Source organism: Streptomyces sp. LZ34, assembly GCF_053890475.1.
Map to the genome: position 1 here is coordinate 10,124,913 of NZ_CM132680.1, position 22,022 is coordinate 10,146,934.

A 22,022-nucleotide genomic window follows, 5' to 3' on the forward strand; every position below is an offset into this window, starting at 1 on the left:
CCCGGGGAGAACGCGAAGCGAACCGCGAACAGAAACCGAACAGAAACCCGGACAGAAACGACAGAAACCCGGACAGAAAGGGCAGGCGATGGCGGCTGGCTACGGGGACCTGCTGCGCAGCAAACACGCGGCCCGTCTCCTCATCGGGACGCTCATCGGCCGGCTGCCGAACGCCACCTCCGCCCTCGCCGTCGTGCTCTTCACGCGCGCCGAGGGCGGCAGCTACGCCCTGGCCGGCGCGCTGTCCGCCGCCTACGGCGTGGGCAACGCGGTCGGCCAGCCGCTGCTGGGCCGGGCCGTGGACCACTACGGGCAGCCGCGGGTGATGCTGCCCGCGGCCGTGCTGTCCGCGCTCGCCATGGCCGTGTTCGCCGCGGTCGGGCTCGACCCGCTGCCCGTCGCGTACGCCGCGATGCTGGCCGCCGGCCTGTTCACCCCGCCCCTGGAGGGCGGGCTGCGGGCGCTGTGGCCGGGGGTGCTCGGGCGCGAGGAGTGGGTGCACGCGGCCTACGCGCTGGACGCCGTCGCGCAGGAGGTGATCTTCTCCGTCGGGCCGCTGCTGGTGACCGCCCTGGTCGCCGTCTGGTCGGAGGCGGCGGCGCTGCTGGTCATCAACGCGATCGGGGTCGCGGGCGCGCTGTCGGTCGTGGTCTCGCCGCCCTCCCGGCGGTGGCGCTCGGCCCCGCGTGAGGCGCACTGGCTCGGCGCGCTGCGCTCGCGGGGCCTGCTGGTGCTCCTCGGCACGTTCTTCTTCGTCGGCGTCGCCCTCGGCTCGATCGGCGTTGCGGCCGTCGGATACGCGGACGAGCACGGCGGCGGCATGGTGTCCAGCTATCTGCTCTCCGCGCTCGGCGTCGGCGCGCTGGTGGGCGGCCTCGCGTACGGCGCGCGGCCCTGGGCCGGCCCGCCGGAGCGGCGGCTGCGGGCCCTGGTGGCCGCGCTGGCGCTCGGCTATCTGCCGCTGGTCCTCGTGCCCGGAGTGGCCGCGATGACCGCCCTCGCCGGGCTCTCCGGCCTCTTCCTGGCCCCCGCGCTCGCCTGCGTCTTCGTGGTCATCGACCGGCACGCCCCGCGTGGCACGGTCACCGAGGCGTTCTCCTGGCTGGTGACCGCCTTCGTGGTCGGCAACGCCGCGGGAACGGCCGCCGCGGGGCCCGTGATGGAGCTCGGCGGGGTCGCGGCGGGCTTCGCCGTCCCGGGGGCGGCCGGGATGGTGGCCCTGGCCGTGCTTCTGGCCACCGCGCGCTTCCTCACCGGCACACCAGGGGGGACACCGGGTGACCCGGATGAACTTCCGCCGGAAAATGATCGCAACCGTGCCGTCGAACCCGGTTTCAGAGCAGGCCATCAGGCGTAATGTTCAGGCATGGACCGCCGCATTTTCGGGCTGGAGAACGAGTACGGCGTCACGTGCACATTCAGGGGACAGCGCCGGTTGTCTCCTGACGAAGTGGCGCGCTACCTCTTCCGCCGTGTCGTCTCCTGGGGCCGCAGCAGCAATGTCTTCCTGCGCAACGGCGCCCGCCTCTACCTCGACGTGGGCTCACACCCGGAATACGCAACCCCCGAGTGTGACAACGTGACCGAGCTGGTCACCCACGACAAGGCAGGCGAGCGCATTCTCGAAGGTCTGCTCGTGGACGCCGAACGCCGCCTGCACGAGGAGGGAATCGCGGGCGACGTCTATCTCTTCAAGAACAACACCGACTCCGCGGGGAACTCCTACGGCTGTCACGAGAACTATCTGGTGGCCCGGCACGGCGAGTTCTCCCGCCTCGCCGATATTCTCATCCCCTTCCTGGTGACCCGGCAGCTGCTGTGCGGCGCCGGCAAGGTGCTACAGACGCCGCGCGGCGCGGTGTACTGCGTCAGCCAGCGCGCCGAGCACATCTGGGAGGGCGTCAGCTCCGCGACCACCCGCTCCCGGCCGATCATCAACACCCGCGATGAGCCGCACGCCGACGCCGAGCGCTACCGTCGGCTGCATGTCATCGTGGGCGACTCCAACATGTCCGAGACGACCATGCTGCTCAAGGTCGGCGCCACCGACCTGGTGCTGCGCATGATCGAGGCGGGCACGGTGATGCGCGACCTGACCCTGGAGAACCCCATCCGGGCCATCCGCGAGGTCAGCCACGACATCACCGGCCAGCGCAAGGTGCGCCTGGCCAGCGGGCGGGAGGCGTCCGCCCTCGAGGTTCAGCAGGAGTACTACGAAAAGGCGGTCGACTTCTGCGAGCGCCGCGGAATCCGCACCGGAACCGTCGAGCGCGTCCTCGAACTGTGGGGCCGCACCCTGGACGCGATCCGCACCGAAGAGCTGGACCGGATCGACACCGAGATCGACTGGGTGATGAAATACCGGCTGATCGAGCGGTACCGCGCCAAGAACAACATCACCATGTCCCACCCGCGGATCGCTCAGATAGACCTCGCCTACCACGACATCCACCGCCGCCGGGGGCTGTACTACCTCCTGGAGAAGCGGGGTCAGGCGGCCCGGGTGTGCAACGACTTGAAGATTTTCGAGGGCAAGTCGGTGCCGCCGCAGACCACCCGTGCCCGGCTGCGCGGCGATTTCATCCGCCGCGCCCAGGAGCAGCGCCGCGACTTCACCGTCGACTGGGTGCACCTCAAACTCAATGATCAGGCGCAGCGCACGGTGCTGTGCAAGGATCCGTTCCGTTCGGTGGACGACCGCGTGGAGAAACTGATCGCCGGAATGTGACCACGGCGCCCGGACGGCCCATGTCCGGCGCGGGGCCTCGTACGTTTCGCGTACGGGGCCCCTGGCACGTCGTAGAGTGGCGCGCGTTGCCCCCGCAGGATCTACCGACGAGGACTCTCGTGCGCCGACGTTCCGTACTTCTTGCCGTGCCCGCCGGCTTGCTCACCGCCGCGGGCTGCGGCAGTGAGAAAGCAGGATCCGACAAGTCTTCCAAGGCCTCGCCGTCGCCGGAGACCAGCAGCCCGAAGGCAGCGGAGCCCACCGGCAAGATCGTGAGCGGGCCGGTGCCGGCCATCACCGGCGGTATGAAGTACGGCGAGAAGCCCAAGGTCGCCAAGGGCACGGGAGCGCCGTCCCCGGATCTGGCCGTCAAGACGGTCATCAAGGGCGACGGGGCCGAGGTGGCCGCGGGCGACTACCTCCAGGTGGACTACCTCGGCCAGATCTGGAACACCGCGAAGGTCTTCGACAACTCCTACGACCGGGGGAAGCCCGCCGTCTTCCAGATCGGCATCGGCCAGGTCATCCCGGGCTGGGACAAGGGGCTGGTGGGCAAGCAGGTCGGCAGCCGGGTGGAGCTGGCCATCCCGCCGTCCCTCGGTTACGGCAAGCAGGGTCAGCCGCAGGCCGGGATCAAGGGCACCGACACCATGGTGTTCGTCGTCGACATCGTGAACGCCTTCAACGGCAAGAGCTCGGCCAAGGGCGACACGGTGGCGCAGAGCAACCTTGACCTGCCCAAGGTCGGCACGGAGACCGACGGCAAGGCGCCGTCCATCGAGGTCCCCAAGAAGACCGCGCCGAAGAAGCTCGTCTCCGCCTACGTCATCGAGGGCGACGGGCCGAAGGTCAAGGGCACCGACACGCTGCTCGTCCAGTACAAGGGTGTGCTGTGGGACGGCGGCAAGCAGTTCGACGCCACCTACAAGAAGGGCCAGCTCGCGCAGTTCTCGCTACAGCAGGTCGTCAAGGGCTGGGCGCAGGGGCTGACCGGTAAGAAGGTCGGCAGCCGTGTGCTGATCGTCATCCCGCCGGACCTCGGCTACGGAAGGAAGGCGCAGCCGGGCATCCCGGCCAACTCCACGCTGGTCTTCTCCGTCGACATCCTGGCGGTTCTGTAAGACTGGGCAGGTTGCCCACCACGTAAGAGGAGCAGTTTCGTGAGCATCGACAAGCCCGAGGTCGACTTCCCGGGCGGCGAGCCGCCGAAGGACCTGGAGATCAAGGACATCTGGGAAGGCGACGGCCCCGTCGCCAAGGCCGGAGCCACCGTCAAGGTCCACTACGTCGGCGTCGCCTTCAGCACCGGCGAGGAGTTCGACGCGAGCTGGAACCGCGGCACCCCGCTGGAGTTCCAGCTCGGTGCCGGCCAGGTCATCTCCGGCTGGGACCAGGGAGTGCAGGGCATGAAGGTCGGCGGCCGCCGGCAGCTGATCATCCCGCCGCACCGGGCCTACGGCGACCGGGGCGCCGGCGGCGGCCGGATCAAGCCGGGCGAGACGCTGATCTTCGTGTGCGACCTGGTCGCCGCCTGAGGCCCGGCGCGCCGAAGGCCCGCGGGTGAGTTGAGCCCGTGGCCGAAGCGCCCGTCGAGGGTCCCTGCCGCCCGGCAGGGGCCCTCGGCTTTTGTCCCGCGTCCCGGTAGCGGTACGGTCACGGTCGGAAGGTCAAGAAGAAGGGGCGTCGATGGCGATTGCCAAGGCCGAGCGGCTGATGAATCTGGCGCTGTGCCTGCTGGGAACCCGGCGCCCGTTGACCAAGCGCGAGTTGCGGGAATCCATAGAGGCGTACATCGAGGCTGCTGCAGCTGCCGGCTCGGGCGGCGACGAGGCATTCAACCGTATGTTCGAGCGGGACAAGGACGACCTGCGTGAACTCGGCCTGATCATCGAGACCGTGGAGAGCGTCGACGGCGAAATCGGCTACCTCGCCCGCCGCGACAGCAACCGCCTCCCCCCGATCACCCTGGACGCCGAGGAGGCCGCGGCCCTCGGCCTGGCCGCGAAGGTCTGGCAGCAGGCCCGGCTCGCCGGGGCCGCCAGCGGCGCGCTGCAGAAGCTGCGCGCCGCCGGGATGCCGCTCGCCGAGGACCCGTACGACACCCAGCCGGCCGGCGCCCTGGAACCGCGCATCCCGGTCCATGAGGCAGCCTTCGAGCCCCTGATGCTCGCCTGCCGCGACCGCCGCCCCGTCATGTTCGACTACCGCAAGTCGAACGCCGCCCGGCCCCGGCAGCGCCATGTCGAGCCCTGGGCGCTGGAGTGCTGGCGCGGCCACTGGTACCTGGCCGGATGGGACCGCGAGCGCACGGCCGAACGGGTCTTCCGGCTCTCCCGGATCACCGGCAAGGTGCGTGTGCGGGCCGGGTCCTACAGCGCCGAGGTGCCCGATCACGTCACCGTGCGCGAGACCGTGGAGCGGTGGTCGGGGGAGACCGCCACCCGCACCGCGCGGATCAAACTGCGCTCCGGCCACGGCTACCCGCTGCGGGCCAGGGCGCTGCACACCGGCCCGCTGGGCGACGGCTGGGACGAGCTGGAGATCCCGTACGGACACGGGCTCGACGCCTGGCTGGTGGAGTTCGGCCCGGACGTGGTCGTACTGGCGCCCGACGAGCTGCGGGCCGATGTCGTCGACCGGCTGCGCGCCGTGGCCAAGGGCTGAGGGGAGAGGCCACTTCTCATGGCCGGAAACGCCATTGACCAGACCCGGCGGATGCTGTCCCTGGTCACGTATCTGCGCGAGCGCCCCGGCGCCCGCGTCGCCGACGTCGCCCGCGCCTTCGGCATCAGCGAGGACGAGCTGATCTCGGACCTGGATGTGCTGCCGCTGTGCGGCACCAGCTTCCGCGGCGGCGACCTGCTGGACATCGACACCGACGGCGAGCGCATCTGGTGGCACAACCCGGATGCCTCCGGCACAAGCACAGGGGAGCCGCTGCGGCTCGCCGCCGACGAGGCCACCGCGCTGCTGGTCGCCGCCCGCGCCGTCGCCACCCTCCCCGGGCTGCGCGAGGGTGACCGGGACGCGCTGCTGCGCGCGACCGCCAAGCTGGAGGCCGCCGCGGGCGAGGCGGCCGGCGCCAGCTCCCGGCTGTCGGTCACCTTCGAGTCCGAGGGCGGGGTCTTCGCCGATGTCGACCGCGCCATCGCCGAGCGCCGCCGCCTGTGGCTGCGCTACTACTCGCCCGCGCGGGACGAGCTCACCGAGCGCGAGGTCGACCCGATCCGGCTGTTCGCCGTCGGCCGCACGTACATGGAGGCGTGGTGCCGGCTCTCCGAGGCGCGGCGCACCTTCCGGCTGGACCGGGTCGCGGAGATCAAGCTGCTCGACGCGCCCGCCGATCCGCCGCCGATCGAGCTGCGCGATCTGTCGGATCTGTCCGCCGGGCTGGTGCAGACCGGCGCCGAGGACCCCGAGGTGGTCGTCGAGGTCGGCCCCGGCGGGCGCTGGGTCGCCGAGTACTACCCGCACGACAGTGCGGAGGAGCTGTCCGACGGCGGCCTCAGGATCACGCTGCGCACCCCCGACCCCGGCTCGCTGCGCCGCCTGGCGCTGCGGCTGGGCAGGGACGGCAGGATCGTCTCCCCGCGGGGGCTGGCGGACAGCGCGCGGGACGCGGCGCAGCGGGCGCTCGCGGCCTATGGCGAGTGAAGGGACACGCACAGTGACCGCTGGGGGGAATCCCACCTCGGTGATCTTCAAGGCAGCCTGCCCGGACTGCCGTGGCCGGTTCGAGCTGGCGGCCACTGCCCTGCGGCTGGCGATCGGAGGGAGTGACCGCACCACGTTCTACTCCTTCACCTGCCCCGACTGCGGTTCGGCGGTGCGCAAACCGGCGGGGGAGCGGATCGTGGAGCTGCTCACCGGCGGCGGGGTGAGCACGCTGCGGCTGCACTCCAAGGTGTGAGGCAGAGCCTTGAAGATCCGAGGTCCCGGCCCCCGATAGGCTCTGGCCCATGCTCTGGCCGATGCTCGCCCTCGCCCTCGCCTTCACCGGAATCGCGGTGCTCGCCGTGCTCGCCGTGCGGGTCTTCGTCGAAGTGCGGAGGCTGGCCCGGCAGGTGGGGGAGAGCTCGCGGCGGATCACCCGGGCCGCCGAGGACCTGGAACGGGCCACCGCCCCGCTGGGTGGCCACATGGACGCGCTGCGTCACGGGCGGCACGACGCACTTTCGTCAGAACCGGCTACTGACCGAGGTCAGGGACTGACGCACGGGTCCGCGGGGTAGGCTGCTTGGCGCAGTTGTGACGGCGATGCCGTGGTCGCAACGGGGAGTATGCACGGGCATTGCCCCAGGTTTACCCTCGCGGGTTACGATCGCTGCCAGCACTAGCACGCCAGTCCGATCCCAAACGGCAGGCATGAAAGTTACGCCGCCCCGGCGAGAAGGTAGTCGCACATGCTCGGCAATCTGAGGCCCACCGAGATCGTTCTGATCCTCGTTGTCATCCTGCTGCTCTTCGGCGCCAAGAAGCTTCCGGACATGGCTCGGTCCCTCGGCAAGTCGGCCCGCATCCTCAAGAGCGAGGCCAAGGCCATGAAGAAGGACGACGAAGCGGCGAAGCCCGCCGAAGCTCCGACAACGGCGTCGGCGCCTGCCGACCCCGCCGCCCAGGCCGCGCCGCGGACCATCCAGGCGGCCCCGGGCGATGTGACCAGCTCCCGCCCGGTCACCGAGCCGAACCGCACCGCCCAGAGCTGACGGAGCCGACGCAAGCCGAGAGTGCCGCCGCGGCTCGCTGAGCCGACGACGGCCTTCGCACGAGACGAGGACGTGGGTTGCTCAAGTCTGCCCGCAAACAGCAGCAGAAGGACCCTGAGGGGCGGATGCCGCTCGCGGAGCATCTGCGTGAGCTGCGCAACCGACTGCTGAAGGCGGTCGTCGCGATCATCGTGGTCACGGTCGTCGCGCTGATCTACTACAAGCAGATCGCGGAGTTCCTGACCGGCCCGGTGAGCGACACTGTCGGCTGCAAGAAGGGCGAAGGCCTCGGGGGCGAGCACACCAAGCCCTGCGCGGATTTCACCGCCAACGGTCTTCTCGCGCCCTTCACGATCATGCTGAAGGTGGGCCTGATGACGGGTTTCGTCGTCTCCAGTCCGGTCTGGCTCTACCAGCTGTGGGCCTTCCTCGCGCCCGGTCTGCACAACCACGAGAAGAAGTACGCGCTCGGCTTCGTGGCCGCGGGCGTGCCGCTGTTCCTGGCCGGGGCCTGGCTCGCCTACGCCGTGCTGCCCACCACGGCCGGGGCCCTGGTCGGCCTCACCCCCGAGGACTGGACCAACCTGTTCCCCGCGGACGAGTTCTTCGACATCGTCACGCGCATGGTGATCGTCTTCGGCCTCGCCTTCGAACTCCCGCTGCTGCTGGTGCTGCTGAACTTCGGCGGGGTGATCACCGGCCGCCGGATGCTCGGCTGGTGGCGGGGCATGGTCGTCGGCATCACCGTCTTCGCCGCCATCGCCACGCCCACCGGCGACCCGCTGACCATGTCGCTGCTCGCTGCGCCCATCGTGGTGCTGTACTTCGGTGCCACGGGCATCGCCCTCTTCAACGACCGCCGGCGCCGCCGCGGCAACCCGGACGCCGGGCTCAGCGACGACGAGGCCTCCGACCTCGACCTGACCCCCGCGCCCATCGGCGACATGGAGCAGGTGTCCCCGACGCCCCGCCCCGACGACCCGGATGATTCGGGCCCGACCCGTCGGAACGGCTACGACGACATCACCTGAGCCGGCCGGGCCGTAGGGCCCGTCTTCAAAGGGGGCGCCCTGCTCACGACGTCGCAGTGACATCAGCCGCTGCCGCGGCGGGCGCCGCCTCGCTGCGTTGTCGGAGTCGCCCGCCACGCCGCGCCAGCGGCATATTGACCGCAGCGCCCAGTACGAGGGCGATCCTCCGCCTTGCGATGCTCCCCAGCTACCGCTGGGCGGTGCCCCCTGCACCAGACGCCGCTCGCGGCCGGACGCCCCCTTTGAAGACGGACCCTAGGGACCGCGCGTGACTTGTGACATCACCCTCCTCGTCAACCCGACGGCGGGCCGCGGGCGCGGCGCCCACGCCGCCCGGCCCGCCGTCCAGGCCCTGCGGGGCGCCGGATTCACCGTGCGGGCCGTGGTGGGCGCCGACGCCGCGGAGGCCCTGCGGCGGGCCCGTGAGGCGGTGGCGGGCGGCACCGGGGCACTGGTGGCCGTCGGGGGCGACGGCATGGTCTCGCTCGCCCTCCAGGCGGTCGCCGGGACGGGCACCCCGCTGGGGGTGATCGCCGTCGGCGGCGGCAACGACTTCGCCCGGGCCACCGGGCTGCCGATACAGGACCCGGGCGCCGCGGCCCGGGTCATCGCCGCGTCCCTCAAGGTCGACGGCGGCCGCGAGGTCGACCTGGGGCGGGTGGGCGACGTCTGGTTCGGCACCGTCCTCGCCTCCGGCTTCGACTCCCGGGTCAACGAGCGCGGCAACCGGATGCGCCGGCCGCGCGGCCGACTCCGCTACGACCTCGCCATGCTCGCCGAGCTGGCGGCCCTGCGGCCGGTCCGCTACCGGATGAGGCTCGACGGCGGGCCGGAGCGGGAGGTCGAGGCCACCTTGATCGCCGTCGGCAACGCCACCTCGTACGGCGGCGGCATGCGGATCTGCCCGGGCGCGGTGCTCGACGACGGGCTCTTCGACATCACGGTCGTCGGCCCGTGCCGCCGCACCACCCTGCTGACGGTCTTCCCCCGCGTCTACCGCGGCACCCACCTCGGCCACCGGGTGGTCACCACCCACCGGGCCGCCTCGGTGTCCCTGGCCGCCGAGGGCCTCACCGCGTACGCGGACGGCGAGCGCCTGGGGCCGCTGCCGCTCTCCGCCACGACGGTCTCCGGCGCCGTGCGGCTGCTGGGAGCGCCAGGACGAGGCGCGGGAGCCTGATCCCGGCCGCCGTGTCGCTCGCTGCCCGTCCCGATCGGTGAGAAAGATCGCGTGCGTTGTCAGAGGCGGCCGGTAGTCTCGTACGTACGATGACCGACGAGCTATCTCCCGCCGAGCGCTACGCCGAGGCCCGTCTGCGGGCGGCCGACGAAGCCACTGCGCTGGCCCCGTTCCGCGAGATGTACGACTTCGAGCTGGACCCGTTCCAGATCGAGGCGTGCAAAGCCCTGGAGGCCGGTAAGGGCGTGCTGGTCGCGGCCCCCACCGGCTCGGGCAAGACCATCGTGGGCGAGTTCGCCGTCCACCTGGCACTCACCCAGGGCCGCAAGTGTTTCTACACCACGCCCATCAAGGCGCTGTCGAACCAGAAGTACACCGACCTCGTCAAGCGCTACGGCGCCGACCGGGTCGGCCTGCTCACCGGTGACAACAGCATCAACTCCGAGGCCCCGGTGGTCGTGATGACCACCGAGGTGCTGCGCAACATGCTGTATGCGGGCTCCCAGTCGCTGCTGGGGCTCGGCCATGTGGTGATGGACGAAGTCCATTACCTCTCCGACCGGTTCCGCGGCGCCGTCTGGGAAGAGGTCATCATCCACCTCCCCGAGTCGGTGACGCTGGTATCGCTGTCCGCCACCGTTTCCAACGCGGAGGAGTTCGGCGACTGGCTCGACACGGTCCGCGGCGACACCGAAGTGATCGTCGCCGAGCACCGCCCCGTCCCGCTGTGGCAGCATGTCCTGGCCGGACGCCGGATGTACGACCTCTTCGAGGAGAAGAGCGCGCAGGGGGACGGTCAGCCCGGCCGCCGGGAGGTCAACCCCGACCTGGTCCGGCTGGCCCGGATGGAGAACACCCGCCCCAGCTTCGGCCGCGACAAGCGCCGCGGCCGGAACAACATGCGCGAGGCCGACCGCGAGCGCGAGCGCCGCCAGCGCAGCCGGATCTGGACCCCCGGCAGGCCCGAGGTCATCGAGCGGCTCGACGCCGAGGGGCTGCTGCCCGCGATCACCTTCATCTTCAGCCGGGCCGGCTGCGAGGCGGCCGTACAGCAGTGCCTGTACGCCGGATTGCGGCTCAACGACGAGGCGGCGCGCGCCCGGGTGCGCTCCATCGTCGAGGAGCGCACGGCCGGCATACCGGACGAAGACCTGCATGTGCTGGGCTACTTCGAATGGCTGGAGGGCCTGGAGCGGGGCATCGCCGCCCATCACGCAGGGATGCTGCCGACGTTCAAAGAGGTCGTGGAGGAGCTGTTCGTCCGCGGGCTGGTCAAGGCGGTGTTCGCCACCGAGACCCTGGCGCTCGGCATCAACATGCCCGCGCGTTCCGTGGTGTTGGAGAAGCTCGTCAAGTGGAACGGCGAGCAGCACGCCGACATCACCCCCGGCGAGTACACCCAGCTGACCGGCCGGGCCGGCCGGCGCGGCATCGACGTCGAGGGCCACGCCGTGGTGCTGTGGCAGCGCGCGATGGACCCGGCCGCCCTCGCGGGCCTGGCCGGCACCCGCACATACCCGCTGCGCTCCTCCTTCAAGCCCTCGTACAACATGGCGGTCAACCTGGTCTCGCAGTTCGGGCGGCACCGCTCCCGCGAGCTGTTGGAGACCTCCTTCGCGCAGTTCCAGGCCGACAAGGCGGTCGTCGGGATCTCCCGGCAGGTGCAGCGCAACGAGGAGGGCCTGCGCGGCTATCGGGCCTCCATGACCTGTCACCTCGGCGACTTCGACGAGTACGCGCGGCTGCGCCGCGACCTGAAGGACCGTGAGACCGAGCTGGCCCGGCAGGGCGTGGCGCAGCGGCGCGCGGCCGCCGCGGACGCGCTGGAGAAGCTCCGCCCCGGCGATGTCATCCACGTCCCGGCCGGCAAGTACGCCGGGCTCGCGCTGGTGCTGGACCCCGGGCTGCCGGCCGGGCGTACGGGCGGCCATCGCGGGCTGGAGTACCACGACGGTCCGCGTCCGCTCGTGCTCACCGCCGAGCGCCAGGTCAAGCGGCTGGCCGCGATCGACTTCCCGGTGCCGGTCGAACCGCTGGAGCGGATGCGGATCCCCAGGTCCTTCAACCCGCGCAGCCCGCAGTCCCGCCGGGACCTGGCGTCCGCGCTGCGCACCAAGGCGGGCCATCTCGATGTGCGCCGCCATCGCAAGCAGCGCTCGGCCGCGGCCGACGACACCGAGATCGCCCGGCTGCGCGCCGCGCTCCGGGCCCACCCCTGCCACGGCTGCGACGAGCGCGAGGACCACGCCCGCTGGGCCGAGCGCTACCATCGGCTGCTGCGCGACACGCGCCAGTTGGAGCGGCGCATCGAGGGGCGTACGAACACCATCGCGCGCACCTTCGACCGGATCTGCGCCCTGCTGTCCGAGCTCGGCTATCTGCGGGGCGAGGAGGTCACCGACGACGGCAAGCGGCTCGCCCGGCTCTACGGCGAGCTGGACCTGCTCGCCAGCGAGTGCCTGCGCGACGGCGTATGGGAGGGGCTGGCCCCGGCCGAGCTCGCGGCCTGCGCCTCCGCGCTGGTCTACGAGGCGCGGGCGGCGGACGACGCGCTGCCGCCCAAGCTGCCCGCGGGCCGGCCCAAGGAGGCGCTGGGCGAGATGGTCCGCATCTGGGGCCGGCTGGACGCCCTGGAGGACGACCACAAGATCAAGCAGGCGGAGGGGGTCGGGCAGCGCGAGCCCGACCTGGGCTTCGCCTGGGCCGCGTACCGCTGGGCCTCCGGACACGGCCTGGACGAGGTCTTGCGCGAAGTCGAGATGCCCGCGGGCGACTTCGTGCGCTGGTGCAAGCAGGTGATCGACGTGCTGGGCCAGATCGCCGCGGCCGCCCCGGAAGGCAGCACGGTGGCGCGCAGCGCCCGCCGGGCGGTCGACGCACTGCTGCGTGGCGTGGTGGCGTACTCCTCCGTCGGCTGACACCATCGCGCAGCGTTCTTCGCGGGCCGTGCCCGGCCGGGGCGACTCCCCGGCCGGGCACGGCCCGTCTCATGCCGCTTCCCGCTGTCAGTCCATGGCCGTAGAGCCGGAGCAGTCGCGATACATCGCGGTTGACGCCTTCGCTGAGTCGCGATATGTTCGGCGACGGATATACGGGGGCGAGGTGATGGCGGTGGCGGCGAAGCGGCGCAAGCTGGGCAACCCCCTGGCGCTCGCGGTGCTGGCGCTCCTGAGCGAGCGGCCGATGCACCCGTACGAGATCGCGCAGGTGCTCCGGCGACGGGGCAAGGAACACAGCATCAAGATCAATTACGGCTCGCTCTACACCGTCGTCCAGAACCTGGAGAAGCACGGCTTCGTCGAGGTCGCCGGCACTCAGCGGCACGGGCTCCGCCCCGAGCGCACGGTGTACGGACTGACCGAGGACGGCCGGCGGGAGCTGCACGACTGGCTGGCGGAGCTGGTGTCCGTGCCCGCCCGGGAGTACCCCCTCTTCTCGGCCGCGCTCTCGCTGATCCTGGTGCTGCCCGTCGACGAGGCCGACGAGCTGCTGCGGCAGCGGGCCGAGACGCTGGAGGCCCAGGCCGAGGCCCTCGACGGCACGCTCGACGCCCTGGTCAAGAACCTGCCGAGGGTGTTCCTGCTGGAGACGGAGTATCAACTGCACATGATCCGGGCCGAGATGGAGTGGGTCCGGTCCATGCGCGCGGAGCTCGCGGCGGGCGACCTCTCCGGCGCGGCCGCATGGCGGGCGCTGAGCCAGACCGGCGAGATGCCGGCGGAATGGGTCGAGATAGAGGAGAGAACCAAGCCGAAGGAGTGAAGAAGGCCCCGGCGCGCGCTGCGCCAACAGCGCGCGCCGAGGCCCTGACCCCGGACCGGACCTGCGGTGATGGCAGGCCAGGCGATCGAGGTGCGGCACACCCAGGATAGCCCGGCTCTCCACCCGTCGATCGGTGCGGCGGAATTCGCACGCGACAGCACCCGACAGGTCGATGTCGTACGACAGATCAGAGTGGAGATACGCCATCATGGCGCCAACAACCGGGGGACGCACCCCGCACCACACGCGCACCCGCGCGCTCGCAGTGGAAACGAACCAACTGGTCAAGACCTACCCCGGCGGGGTGAAGGCCCTGGACGGCCTGGAGCTGGCCGTCGGGTCCGGCATCGTCTTCGGCCTGCTCGGCCCCAACGGGGCCGGGAAGTCCACCACCGTCAAGATCCTCACCACCCTCGCCCGGCCCGACGCGGGCACGGCGGCGGTCGCCGGACACGATGTGCTCCGCCACCCCGGGCGGGTGCGCGCCGCCATCGGCGTCGTGGCGCAGAAGTCCGGCGCCGACCCGGTGGCCACGGGGCGGGAGAACCTGCTGCTACAGGGCCGGCTGTACGGGCTGCGGGGCGCCGCCTGCGCCCGGCGCGCCGATGAGCTGCTGGAGCGCTTCGACCTGGCCGGCGCCGGAAACCGCCCGGTCAAGGGCTACTCCGGCGGCATGTGCCGCAGGCTCGACGTCGCGCTCGGGCTCGTACACCGCCCCGAGGTGCTCTTCCTCGACGAACCCACGACCGGACTCGACCCCGAGGCCCGCGCGGCCATGTGGGAGGAGATCGCCCGGCTCGCGGGCGAGGAGGGTCTGACGATCCTGCTCACCACGCACTACCTCGAAGAGGCCGACCGCCTCGCCGAGCGCATCGCCATCGTCGACCGCGGCCGGGTCGTGGTCGAGGGCACCCCGGACGAGCTCAAGGGCGAGCTGCGCGGTGACGCCGTGCACCTGGAGCTGCGCGAGGCCGTCGCGGACGGCGCGGAGCCGCCGTTGCACGACGCGCTCACCGCGCTGCCGGGCGTGCACGAGGTGGCCGTGGACGGACGGCGGGTCAGCGCCCGTGCCGACGACGGCGCCGCCGCCGTGCCCACGCTGCTCACCGCCCTGGAACGGGCGGGCGCCGCCGTGGCGACCGCGACCGTCGCCCGCCCCTCCCTCGACGACGTCTATCTGCGCTACGCGGGCCGCAGCTTCACCGAGGCGGAGGCCGCGGCCGAGGCGCCCGTGCCGGCCGGTGCCACCGGAGGTGCCCGATGAGCGCGGCCCTCACCCAGACCTGGTACATGACGCAGCGCCAGCTGATGGCCTACTGGCGCCAGCCCGTCTTCCTGCTCATCAACCTGATCCAGCCGGTCATCTGGCTGTTCCTCTTCGGCTCCCTCTTCCGCAAGGTCACCGACCTCGGCGGCTTCGGCACCGGCTCGTATCTGGACTACCTGGTCCCGGGCATCGTGGTGATGAGCGCCCTGTCCTCCAACATGTGGGCGGGCATGGGGACCTTGGAGGAGATCGAACGGGGCACCCTCAACCGCTTTCTGACCACACCCGTCTCCCGCGGCGCCCTGATGAACGGCAACGTGGTCTCCCAGGGCATCAGCACGGCCGTGCAGTCCGTCATCATCATGGCGCTCGGCAAGCTCGGCGGCGCCGACTACCCGGGCGGCATCACCGGGCTGGCGCTGCTGACCGTGGCGTCCGTGCTGCTCGGCACCGTCGTCGGCGCGCTCTCCAACGCCCTGGGCATGCTGGTCCGGGAGCGTGAGTCGATCATCGGCATCAACACCTTCCTGCTGCTGCCGCTGACCTTCCTCTCCGAGGCCTTCATGGCACCTTCCCTGATGCCGGGGTGGATGCGGCACATAGCCGACTTCAACCCGGTCAACTGGGCGCTGGTGACCGCCCGTTCGGCCATGGCGGAGGACCCGGACTGGGGCGATGTGGCCGGCCGGGGCGGAGCGCTCCTCGCGCTCGCGCTGGTCGCGGTCTGGCTGTCGACCCGCACTTTCCGCTCGTACCAGCGGTCGGTCTGACCGCACGCGCGGAGCACGACGCGACGGGGCGGCCCCCGGCGGTGTCTCTCGACCGCCGGGCGCCGCCGCGCGTGTCTGCGTCCCGCATCGGGCAGTGCAGCCGCGCGGATACAGGCGGGGTCCCGTGTGTCGGGCGGGCCCCGCATGGGGCCGGGCCCCGCGTATCGGGCCGGGCGGCCTCGCGCATCGGCCGGAGCCACGGATCAGGCCAGGCTGCCCGGCGTATCGGGCCGGCCCGCGCATCAGGCCCCGGGGCCAGCGCACGTCAGGCCGCCGCGGCGCCCGCGGCCCCCGCGCCGCTTTCAGCCTCGTGCCGAGACGGCCCCGAGCGCGTCTCTGTCCCGCATCGGCCGGGCCCGCGTATCGGGCCGGGCGGCCTCGTGCATCAGGCCGGGGCCGAGCATCAGGCCAGGGCGCCGCCATAGGGCCGCGCCCGGTGTATCAGGCCGGACGCCCCGCGGATCAGGCCGGGGTCGCGTATCGGGCCAGGGCGCCGCCATAGGGCCGCGCCCGGTGTATCAGGCCGGACGCCCCGCGGATCAGGCCGGGGCCGCGTATCGGGCCAGGGCGCCGCCATAGGGTCGCGCCCGGTGTATCAGGCCGGCCGGCCCCGCAGGTCAGGCCGGGCCCGCGGATCAGGCCCGGGGCCGGCGCGTCAGGCCGCCGCGGCCCCCGCGCCGCCCGCAGCCCCCGCGCCGTCCTCCTGCTCTGCCTCCACCTGCTGGTTCCACTCCCGCTTGGACGCCTGCCAGCCGTCCTCGTCATGGCCGCGCCGCCAGTAGCCGGAGATCGACAGCCACTCGCGCGGAACCTCCCGCTCGATCCGCAGATGGCGGCGGATCTCCTTCACAAAGCCCGCCTCGCCGTGGACGAACGCGTGCACCTGGCTGGACGGGAAGTCCAGCGCGCGCACGGCTGCCACCAGCGACTCGCCGATCCGCCCGCCGCCCCGGTGCAGCCAGTTGATTTCCGCCCCGTCCGGCACGCTCAGCTTGAGCTCCTCCTCCGGGCCGGCCACCTCGATCAGGGCGCGCACCGGCGCGCCCGTCGGCCGCTCCGCGAGCCGCTCCAGCGCGGCGGCGATCGCGGGCAGCGCGCTCTCGTCGCCCACGAGCAGATGCCAGCCGGCCTCCGGGCTCGGGGCGTACGCCCCGCCGGGGCCGAGGAAGAGGATCTCGTCGCCCGGCTCGGCGCGCGCGGCCCACGGCCCGGCCAGGCCCTCGTCCCCGTGGATCACGAAGTCCAAGGTCAGCTCCTGGGCCGTGGGGTCCCATGCGCGCACGGTGTAGGTGCGGGTGCGCGGCCACTGGTCGCGCGGGAACTCGGCGCGGACCCGAGCCATGTCGAACGGCTCGGGGTAGGCGACGCCCTCGGGCGGGAAGAGCAACTTGACGTAGTGGTCGGTCCACTCGCCGGCGGAGAAGCCGGCCAGGCTCCCGCCGGTGAGCACCACCCGCGTCAGGTGGGGCGTCAGGCGCTCGGTGCGCGCCACCCGCGCCCGGTTGACCTGCGGCGTCTTGCGAGCCGGACGGTCTGCCACGGCCACCTCCCTGATCACAAACGAGTTAGGGTTACCTAACCTAACACCTCACCCCTCAAGAGTGGAGAGCAGCCTGCGCAGCGATCCGCCGAGGCCCCACCGCTCCGCCAGCTCCTCCAGCGCCCGCGCGTCCCGCGGCCGGCGCGGCAGCGCCGGGTCGAAGGCGGGCAGCGGGACGTCCGAGGCCACCCGCACCACCTTCGGCGCGACCGCCACGTACTCCCGCGCCTCCTCCAGCCGCCTGCGCTGTGCCGGGGTCAGCTTGGAGGCGGGATCGGCCGCCGCGGCCATGATCCCGGCCAGGTCGCCGTACGAGGCGAGGAGCTTGGCCGCGGTCTTCTCGCCGATTCCGGGGACGCCCGGCAGCCCGTCGCTGGTGTCGCCGCGCAGCAGCGCCAGATCCGCGTACCCCGCGCCGCCCACGCCGTACTTCTCGCGCAGCGCGCCCTCGTCGATCACCTGTAGCGTGCCCACCCCCTTGACCGGGTAGAGCACCCGCGCCGCGCGCCGGTCGTCGACGAGCTGGAACAGATCGCGGTCGCCGGTGACGATGTCGAGCGGGCCGGACGCCCGGCCCGCGAGCGTGCCGATGACGTCGTCCGCCTCGTAGCCCTCGGCGCCCACCCGGGCGATCCCCACCGCGTCCAGCACCTCGTCGATCACCGGGACCTGCGGGGAGAGGGTGTCGGGCACCTCCTCCTGGTCGACACCGCCCTGCGCGGGGGTCTCCTCGGCCACCCGGTGCGCCTTGTACGAGGGGATCAGATCGACCCGCCACTTCGGACGCCAGTCGAAGTCCATGCAGGCCACCAGGTCGTCGGGGTGGTGGTCCTGAACCAGCCGGGCGATGAAGTCGAGCAGCCCGCGCACGGCGTTCACCGGTGTGCCGTCGGGGGCCCGGACTGATTCCGGCACCCCGAAATAGGCGCGGAAGTAGAGGGACGAGGTGTCGAGGAGCATCAGGCGTCGGGTCACGCCTCGATGATGCCGCACGCCACTGACACACACGCCTCCGGAATGTGACCTGGGTCACGGATTGGTTTACGCCAAACGGTTCAGGGCAGGCGCGCACCCGGAGCGGATCCGTTAGGCAACACAACTACTGCATCGGGCACGCGGTCGGACACCGCCCGCTCCACGACCTGCCGGCGGGGGTGGCGGGTCGTTTTTTGGTACAACCTGAGAGGTATATGTGTCCAGGCTGCAAGCCGAACACCTGTACAAGGTGTTCGGCAGACGACCCGATGAGGCGGTGGCGAAGCTCGAGGGCGGCACGGACCGTGACGAGCTGCGCACGGACGGCACGACGGCGGCGGTCATCGACGCGTCCTTCGCCGTCGAGGCGGGCCAGATATTCGTCGTCATGGGTCTGTCCGGATCCGGCAAGTCCACGCTGCTGCGCATGCTCAACGGACTGCTGGAGCCGACTGCCGGGCGCGTCCTCTTCGACGGCCAGGACCTGACGGCCCTGGCCCCGCGCGAGCTGCGCGAGGTGCGCTCCCACAAGATCAGCATGGTCTTCCAGCACTTCGCTCTCTTCCCGCACCGCAGCGTCCTGGAGAACGCCGCGTACGGCCTGGAGGTGCAGGGCGTGCCGCGCGCCGAGCGCCAGCGGCGCGCCACCGAGGCGCTCGGCCTCGTCGGCCTCGCGGGCTGGGAGAAGTCCTGGCCCGACGAGCTCTCCGGCGGTATGCAGCAGCGCGTCGGCCTGGCCCGCGCGCTGGCCACCGACGCCGACCTGCTGCTGATGGACGAGTCCTTCAGCGCGCTCGACCCGCTGATCCGCCGCGATATGCAGGACCAGCTGCTGGAGCTGCAGAAGCGGCTGAAGAAGACCATCGTCTTCATCACCCACGACCTCAACGAGGCCATGCGCCTCGGTGACCGCATCGCCGTCATGCGTGACGGCGAGATCGTCCAGATCGGCACCGCCGAGGACATCCTGGTCACCCCGGCCAACGACTATGTCGCCTCCTTCACCCAGGACGTCGACCGCAGCCGGGTGCTCACCGCGGGCGCGATCATGGCCGATCCCGAGGAGGCGCTGGGCACCACGACCCCGGACGGCACGGTGCTGCGCACCGAGAGCGACATCCGGGCGGCCGCCCCCGCGACCGTCACCGCCGATACCCCGATCATCGAGCTGTTCACGCCCTGCTCGCGCAGCGGCGTCGCGGTCGCGGTGACCGACAAGGAGGGCACGCTCATCGGCGTCGTCCCCCGCGCCCGGCTGCTCGCCGTGCTCGGCGAGCCGGAGCCGGGGGCGGACTCGGCCTCCGCGGCCCCCAAGGGCCCCGAGGCCATCAAGGCCGCCAAGACCTCAGAGGCTCCCGACGCTCCCGAGGGGAAGGTGATCGCCGGTGCCTAGGCTCGAACTCGGAAGTTGGATCCAGTCCGGCATCGACTTCCTCCGCGACAACTTCCAGTGGCTCTTCGACTTCATCTCCAAGGTCGTCCAGGGGATGTACGACGGCGTGCACGATGTGCTCGCCGCCCCCAACCCGCTGCTCCTCGCGGGCATCCTCGCGGTGCTCGCCTGGTGGCTGCGCGGCCTGGTGCCCGCCGTCCTCGCCTTCGCCGGCTTCGCGCTCATCGACTCGATCCAGCAGTGGGACGAGGCGATGGAGACGCTGTCGCTGGTGCTGGTCGCCGGTGCGATCACGATCGTGCTGGCGGTACCGCTGGGCATCTGGGCCTCGCGCAACCGCGCGGTGAGCGCCGTGCTCCGCCCGGTGCTGGACTTCATGCAGACGATGCCCGCCTTCGTCTACCTCATCCCCGGCATCTTCTTCTTCGGTGTCGGCGTGGTCCCGGGCGTCATCGCGACCATCGTCTTCGCCATGCCGCCGGGCGTACGGATGACCGAGCTGGGCATCCGCCAGGTCGACTCGGAGCTGGTCGAGGCGGCCGACGCCTTCGGCACCACTCCGGGCCGCACTCTGCTGCGGGTCCAGCTGCCGCTCGCCCTGCCCACGATCATGGCGGGCATCAACCAGGCCATCATGCTCGCGCTGTCCATGGTCGTCATCGCGGGCATGGTCGGCGGCGGCGGCCTCGGCTCCTCCGTTTTCGAGGCGATCAGCTCGGTCGACGTGGCCCTCGGCTTCGAGGGCGGCATCGCGGTGGTCATCCTCGCCATGTACCTGGACCGGATGACCGGCGCCCTCAACCAGCGCGTCTCGCCGCTCGGCCGGCGGGCCCTGGCCAAGCAGGCCGCGAACGCCGTGGGCGGCCTGAAGGTGCTGCAGTGGCGCCCCGCGACCTCGGTCGCGATGGTCGGCGTCGTCGTTCTCGCGCTCGTCGCGGGCGGCCTCAACATCTTCGGCGACGACGACGACGGCCAGAAGGTCGCCGCCGACGTCGGCAAGGGCCGCACGGTCAACATCGGCTACATCAACTGGGACGAGGGCGTCGCCTCCACCTACCTGTGGAAGGAGATCCTGGAGCAGCGCGGTTTCAAGCCGAAGCTACAGACGTACGACGTCGGCGCGCTGTTCACCGGAATGGCCGCGGGCAAGGTGGACATGCAGACCGACGCCTGGCTGCCCGCCACCCACGCCTCGTACTGGAAGCAGTACGAGGGCCAGCTGGAGGACCTCGGCACCTGGTACGACAAGACCTCGCTGGAGGTCGCGGTGCCCTCGTACGTCAAGGGCGTGAAGACCCTGGACGACCTCAAGGGCAAGGCCGGCACCTTCAAGGGCAAGATCATCGGCATTGAGCCGGGCGCCGGCGAGATGAAGATCATGAAGGACAAGGTCCTCCCGGACTACGACCTGAACGGCGAGTACACGCTGGTCAAGGGCTCCACCGCGGGCATGCTCTCCCAGCTGGAGCGCTCCTACGGCAAGAAGGAGCCGGTCGCCGTCACCCTGTGGTCCCCGCACTGGGCGTACAGCAAGTACAAGCTCACCAAGCTCGCCGACCCCAAGGGCGCCTTCGGCAAGGGCGACGGCATCCACACCATCGGGCGCAAGGGCTTCTCCCAGAAGGAGCCGCAGATCGCCGAGTGGATGAAGGACTTCAAGCTCTCCGAGAAGCAGCTCACCAGCCTCGAAGCGGCCATCCAGGACGCGGGCAAGGGCAAGCAGCAGGAGGGCGTGCGCGCCTGGCTGAAGAAGAACCCCGGACTCGTCGACAAGCTCGCCCCGGCGGGCGGCGCAGGCGCCGCCACGAAGGGCAAGCAGGCCGGGGCCGCGCCGCGGATCGGCTACTTCCCCTGGGACGAGGACATCGCCACCACCTACCTGTGGAAGAACGTCCTGGAGAAGCGCGGCTACAAGCCGTCGATCAAGCAGTACGACGTGGGCTCCATGTTCACCGGGATGAGCGCCGGGCAGATCGACGTCGAATTCGACGGCTGGCTGCCGGTCGCCCAGAAGCAGTACTGGGACCGGTACAAGAAGAACCTCGTCGACATCGGGGCGTGGTACGACAAGACCTCGCTCGAGATCGCGGTGCCCTCGTACGTCAAGGACGTGAAGTCCCTGGCGGATCTCAAGGGCAAGGCCGACAAGTTCAAGGGCAAGATCATCGGTATTGAGCCGGGCACCGGCGAGATGCAGCTGCTCAAGAACACGGTCCTCAAGGAGTACGACCTGGACAAGGAGTACCAGGTCACCAACAACGCCTCCCCGGCCATGCTCGCCCAGCTGCAGCGCTCGTACGCCAAGAAGGAGCCCGTCGCCGTCGTGCTGTGGACCCCGCACTGGGCGTACAACAAGTACAAGCTCACCAAGCTCGCCGACCCGAAGAAGGCGTTCGGGGCCAACAACGAGATCCGCTCGCTGGGCCACAAGTCCTTCCCGAAGAAGTACTCCGAGTTCTACGGGTGGCTGAAGAACTGGCACATGACCGAGCAGGAGCTGGCGAGCCTGGAGCAGGCCGTCCAGGAAGCCGGCAAGGGCAATGTCGAGAAGGGCGTCCAGAAGTGGATCGACGCCCACCCCGGCATCGTCGACAAGATGGCCCCGGTGAGCCCCTGACGGCTCACCGGAACCAGCCGGAAGCAGGAACAACCGCCGCCGCGGGCCGGAGC

The 22,022-nt window shown here is 71.2% G+C and carries 19 protein-coding genes; 17 read left to right on the forward strand and 2 right to left on the reverse strand.

The genetic code is table 11. From position 1 onward, the window contains the following. Nucleotides 1-88: 88 nt before the first annotated feature. The 15 genes from ACWY4P_RS43295 (at nt 89) to ACWY4P_RS43365 (ending at nt 15,444) form a co-directional block, all read left to right on the forward strand. Nucleotides 89-1,357 carry an MFS transporter gene (locus ACWY4P_RS43295; RefSeq protein WP_456206308.1) on the forward strand — a complete coding sequence of 423 codons (1,269 nt, stop codon included), beginning with the start codon at nt 89-91 and terminating at the stop codon, nt 1,355-1,357. A 9-nt stretch (nt 1,358-1,366) separates the two neighbouring features. Beyond that, a complete protein-coding gene (pafA, locus tag ACWY4P_RS43300; RefSeq protein ID WP_014181053.1) occupies nt 1,367-2,728 on the forward strand; it encodes a Pup--protein ligase in 1,362 nt (453 codons plus the stop codon). 119 nt (nt 2,729-2,847) lie between these two features. Next, the gene (locus ACWY4P_RS43305) at nt 2,848-3,849 is read left to right on the forward strand and encodes an FKBP-type peptidyl-prolyl cis-trans isomerase (protein WP_456206309.1); all 1,002 of its coding nucleotides are present in this window, start codon (nt 2,848-2,850) and stop codon (nt 3,847-3,849) included. 39 nt (nt 3,850-3,888) lie between these two features. Next, the gene (locus tag ACWY4P_RS43310; RefSeq protein WP_456206310.1) at nt 3,889-4,263 is read left to right on the forward strand and encodes an FKBP-type peptidyl-prolyl cis-trans isomerase; all 375 of its coding nucleotides are present in this window, start codon (nt 3,889-3,891) and stop codon (nt 4,261-4,263) included. A gap of 151 nt (nt 4,264-4,414) precedes the next feature. Next, complete coding sequence (locus ACWY4P_RS43315; RefSeq protein WP_456206311.1) at nt 4,415-5,392, forward strand: helix-turn-helix transcriptional regulator; 978 nt, start codon at nt 4,415-4,417, stop codon at nt 5,390-5,392. An 18-nt stretch (nt 5,393-5,410) separates the two neighbouring features. Then, nucleotides 5,411-6,382, forward strand: coding sequence for a helix-turn-helix transcriptional regulator (locus ACWY4P_RS43320; RefSeq protein ID WP_456206312.1), 972 nt, complete (start codon nt 5,411-5,413; stop codon nt 6,380-6,382). Beyond that, nucleotides 6,372-6,638, forward strand: a complete 267-nt coding sequence (locus ACWY4P_RS43325) for a hypothetical protein (protein WP_456206313.1) — start codon at nt 6,372-6,374, stop codon at nt 6,636-6,638. Before ACWY4P_RS43320 ends, ACWY4P_RS43325 begins: the two co-directional genes overlap by 11 nt. Before the next feature lie 49 nt (nt 6,639-6,687). Beyond that, a complete protein-coding gene (locus ACWY4P_RS43330; protein WP_456206314.1) occupies nt 6,688-6,960 on the forward strand; it encodes a hypothetical protein in 273 nt (90 codons plus the stop codon). A gap of 171 nt (nt 6,961-7,131) precedes the next feature. Further along, nucleotides 7,132-7,434 carry a Sec-independent protein translocase subunit TatA gene (gene tatA / locus ACWY4P_RS43335; protein WP_456206315.1) on the forward strand — a complete coding sequence of 101 codons (303 nt, stop codon included), beginning with the start codon at nt 7,132-7,134 and terminating at the stop codon, nt 7,432-7,434. Nucleotides 7,435-7,511: 77 nt separating this feature from the next. Continuing rightward, nucleotides 7,512-8,465, forward strand: a complete 954-nt coding sequence (gene tatC, locus ACWY4P_RS43340; RefSeq protein ID WP_456206316.1) for a twin-arginine translocase subunit TatC — start codon at nt 7,512-7,514, stop codon at nt 8,463-8,465. 268 nt (nt 8,466-8,733) lie between these two features. After that, nucleotides 8,734-9,645, forward strand: a complete 912-nt coding sequence (locus ACWY4P_RS43345; protein WP_456206317.1) for a diacylglycerol kinase — start codon at nt 8,734-8,736, stop codon at nt 9,643-9,645. An 89-nt stretch (nt 9,646-9,734) separates the two neighbouring features. Continuing rightward, nucleotides 9,735-12,563 carry a DEAD/DEAH box helicase gene (locus ACWY4P_RS43350; protein ID WP_456206318.1) on the forward strand — a complete coding sequence of 943 codons (2,829 nt, stop codon included), beginning with the start codon at nt 9,735-9,737 and terminating at the stop codon, nt 12,561-12,563. A 187-nt stretch (nt 12,564-12,750) separates the two neighbouring features. After that, nucleotides 12,751-13,407 (forward strand): PadR family transcriptional regulator, encoded by a 657-nt coding sequence (locus ACWY4P_RS43355; protein ID WP_456206319.1) that lies wholly within the window; start codon nt 12,751-12,753, stop codon nt 13,405-13,407. A gap of 208 nt (nt 13,408-13,615) precedes the next feature. Then, nucleotides 13,616-14,671, forward strand: a complete 1,056-nt coding sequence (locus ACWY4P_RS43360; protein ID WP_456206320.1) for an ATP-binding cassette domain-containing protein — start codon at nt 13,616-13,618, stop codon at nt 14,669-14,671. Next, nucleotides 14,668-15,444 (forward strand): ABC transporter permease, encoded by a 777-nt coding sequence (locus ACWY4P_RS43365; protein WP_456206321.1) that lies wholly within the window; start codon nt 14,668-14,670, stop codon nt 15,442-15,444. The genes ACWY4P_RS43360 and ACWY4P_RS43365 overlap by 4 nt, the downstream gene beginning before the upstream one ends. A gap of 655 nt (nt 15,445-16,099) precedes the next feature. Here the strand turns inward: ACWY4P_RS43365 and ACWY4P_RS43370 are convergent. Next, a complete protein-coding gene (locus ACWY4P_RS43370) occupies nt 16,100-16,984 on the reverse strand; it encodes a siderophore-interacting protein (RefSeq protein ID WP_456206322.1) in 885 nt (294 codons plus the stop codon). Between the two features lie 48 nt (nt 16,985-17,032). Further along, on the reverse strand, nt 17,033-17,944 hold the full coding sequence (locus ACWY4P_RS43375) for a 5'-3' exonuclease (RefSeq protein WP_456213259.1): 912 nt from the start codon (nt 17,942-17,944) through the stop codon (nt 17,033-17,035). Between the two features lie 232 nt (nt 17,945-18,176). Here ACWY4P_RS43375 and ACWY4P_RS43380 point away from each other — a divergent pair, with 232 nt between their 5' ends. Further along, the gene (locus ACWY4P_RS43380) at nt 18,177-19,352 is read left to right on the forward strand and encodes a quaternary amine ABC transporter ATP-binding protein (protein ID WP_456206323.1); all 1,176 of its coding nucleotides are present in this window, start codon (nt 18,177-18,179) and stop codon (nt 19,350-19,352) included. Beyond that, complete coding sequence (locus ACWY4P_RS43385) at nt 19,345-21,969, forward strand: ABC transporter permease/substrate binding protein (RefSeq protein ID WP_456206324.1); 2,625 nt, start codon at nt 19,345-19,347, stop codon at nt 21,967-21,969. The genes ACWY4P_RS43380 and ACWY4P_RS43385 overlap by 8 nt, the downstream gene beginning before the upstream one ends. Nucleotides 21,970-22,022 lie beyond the last annotated feature (53 nt).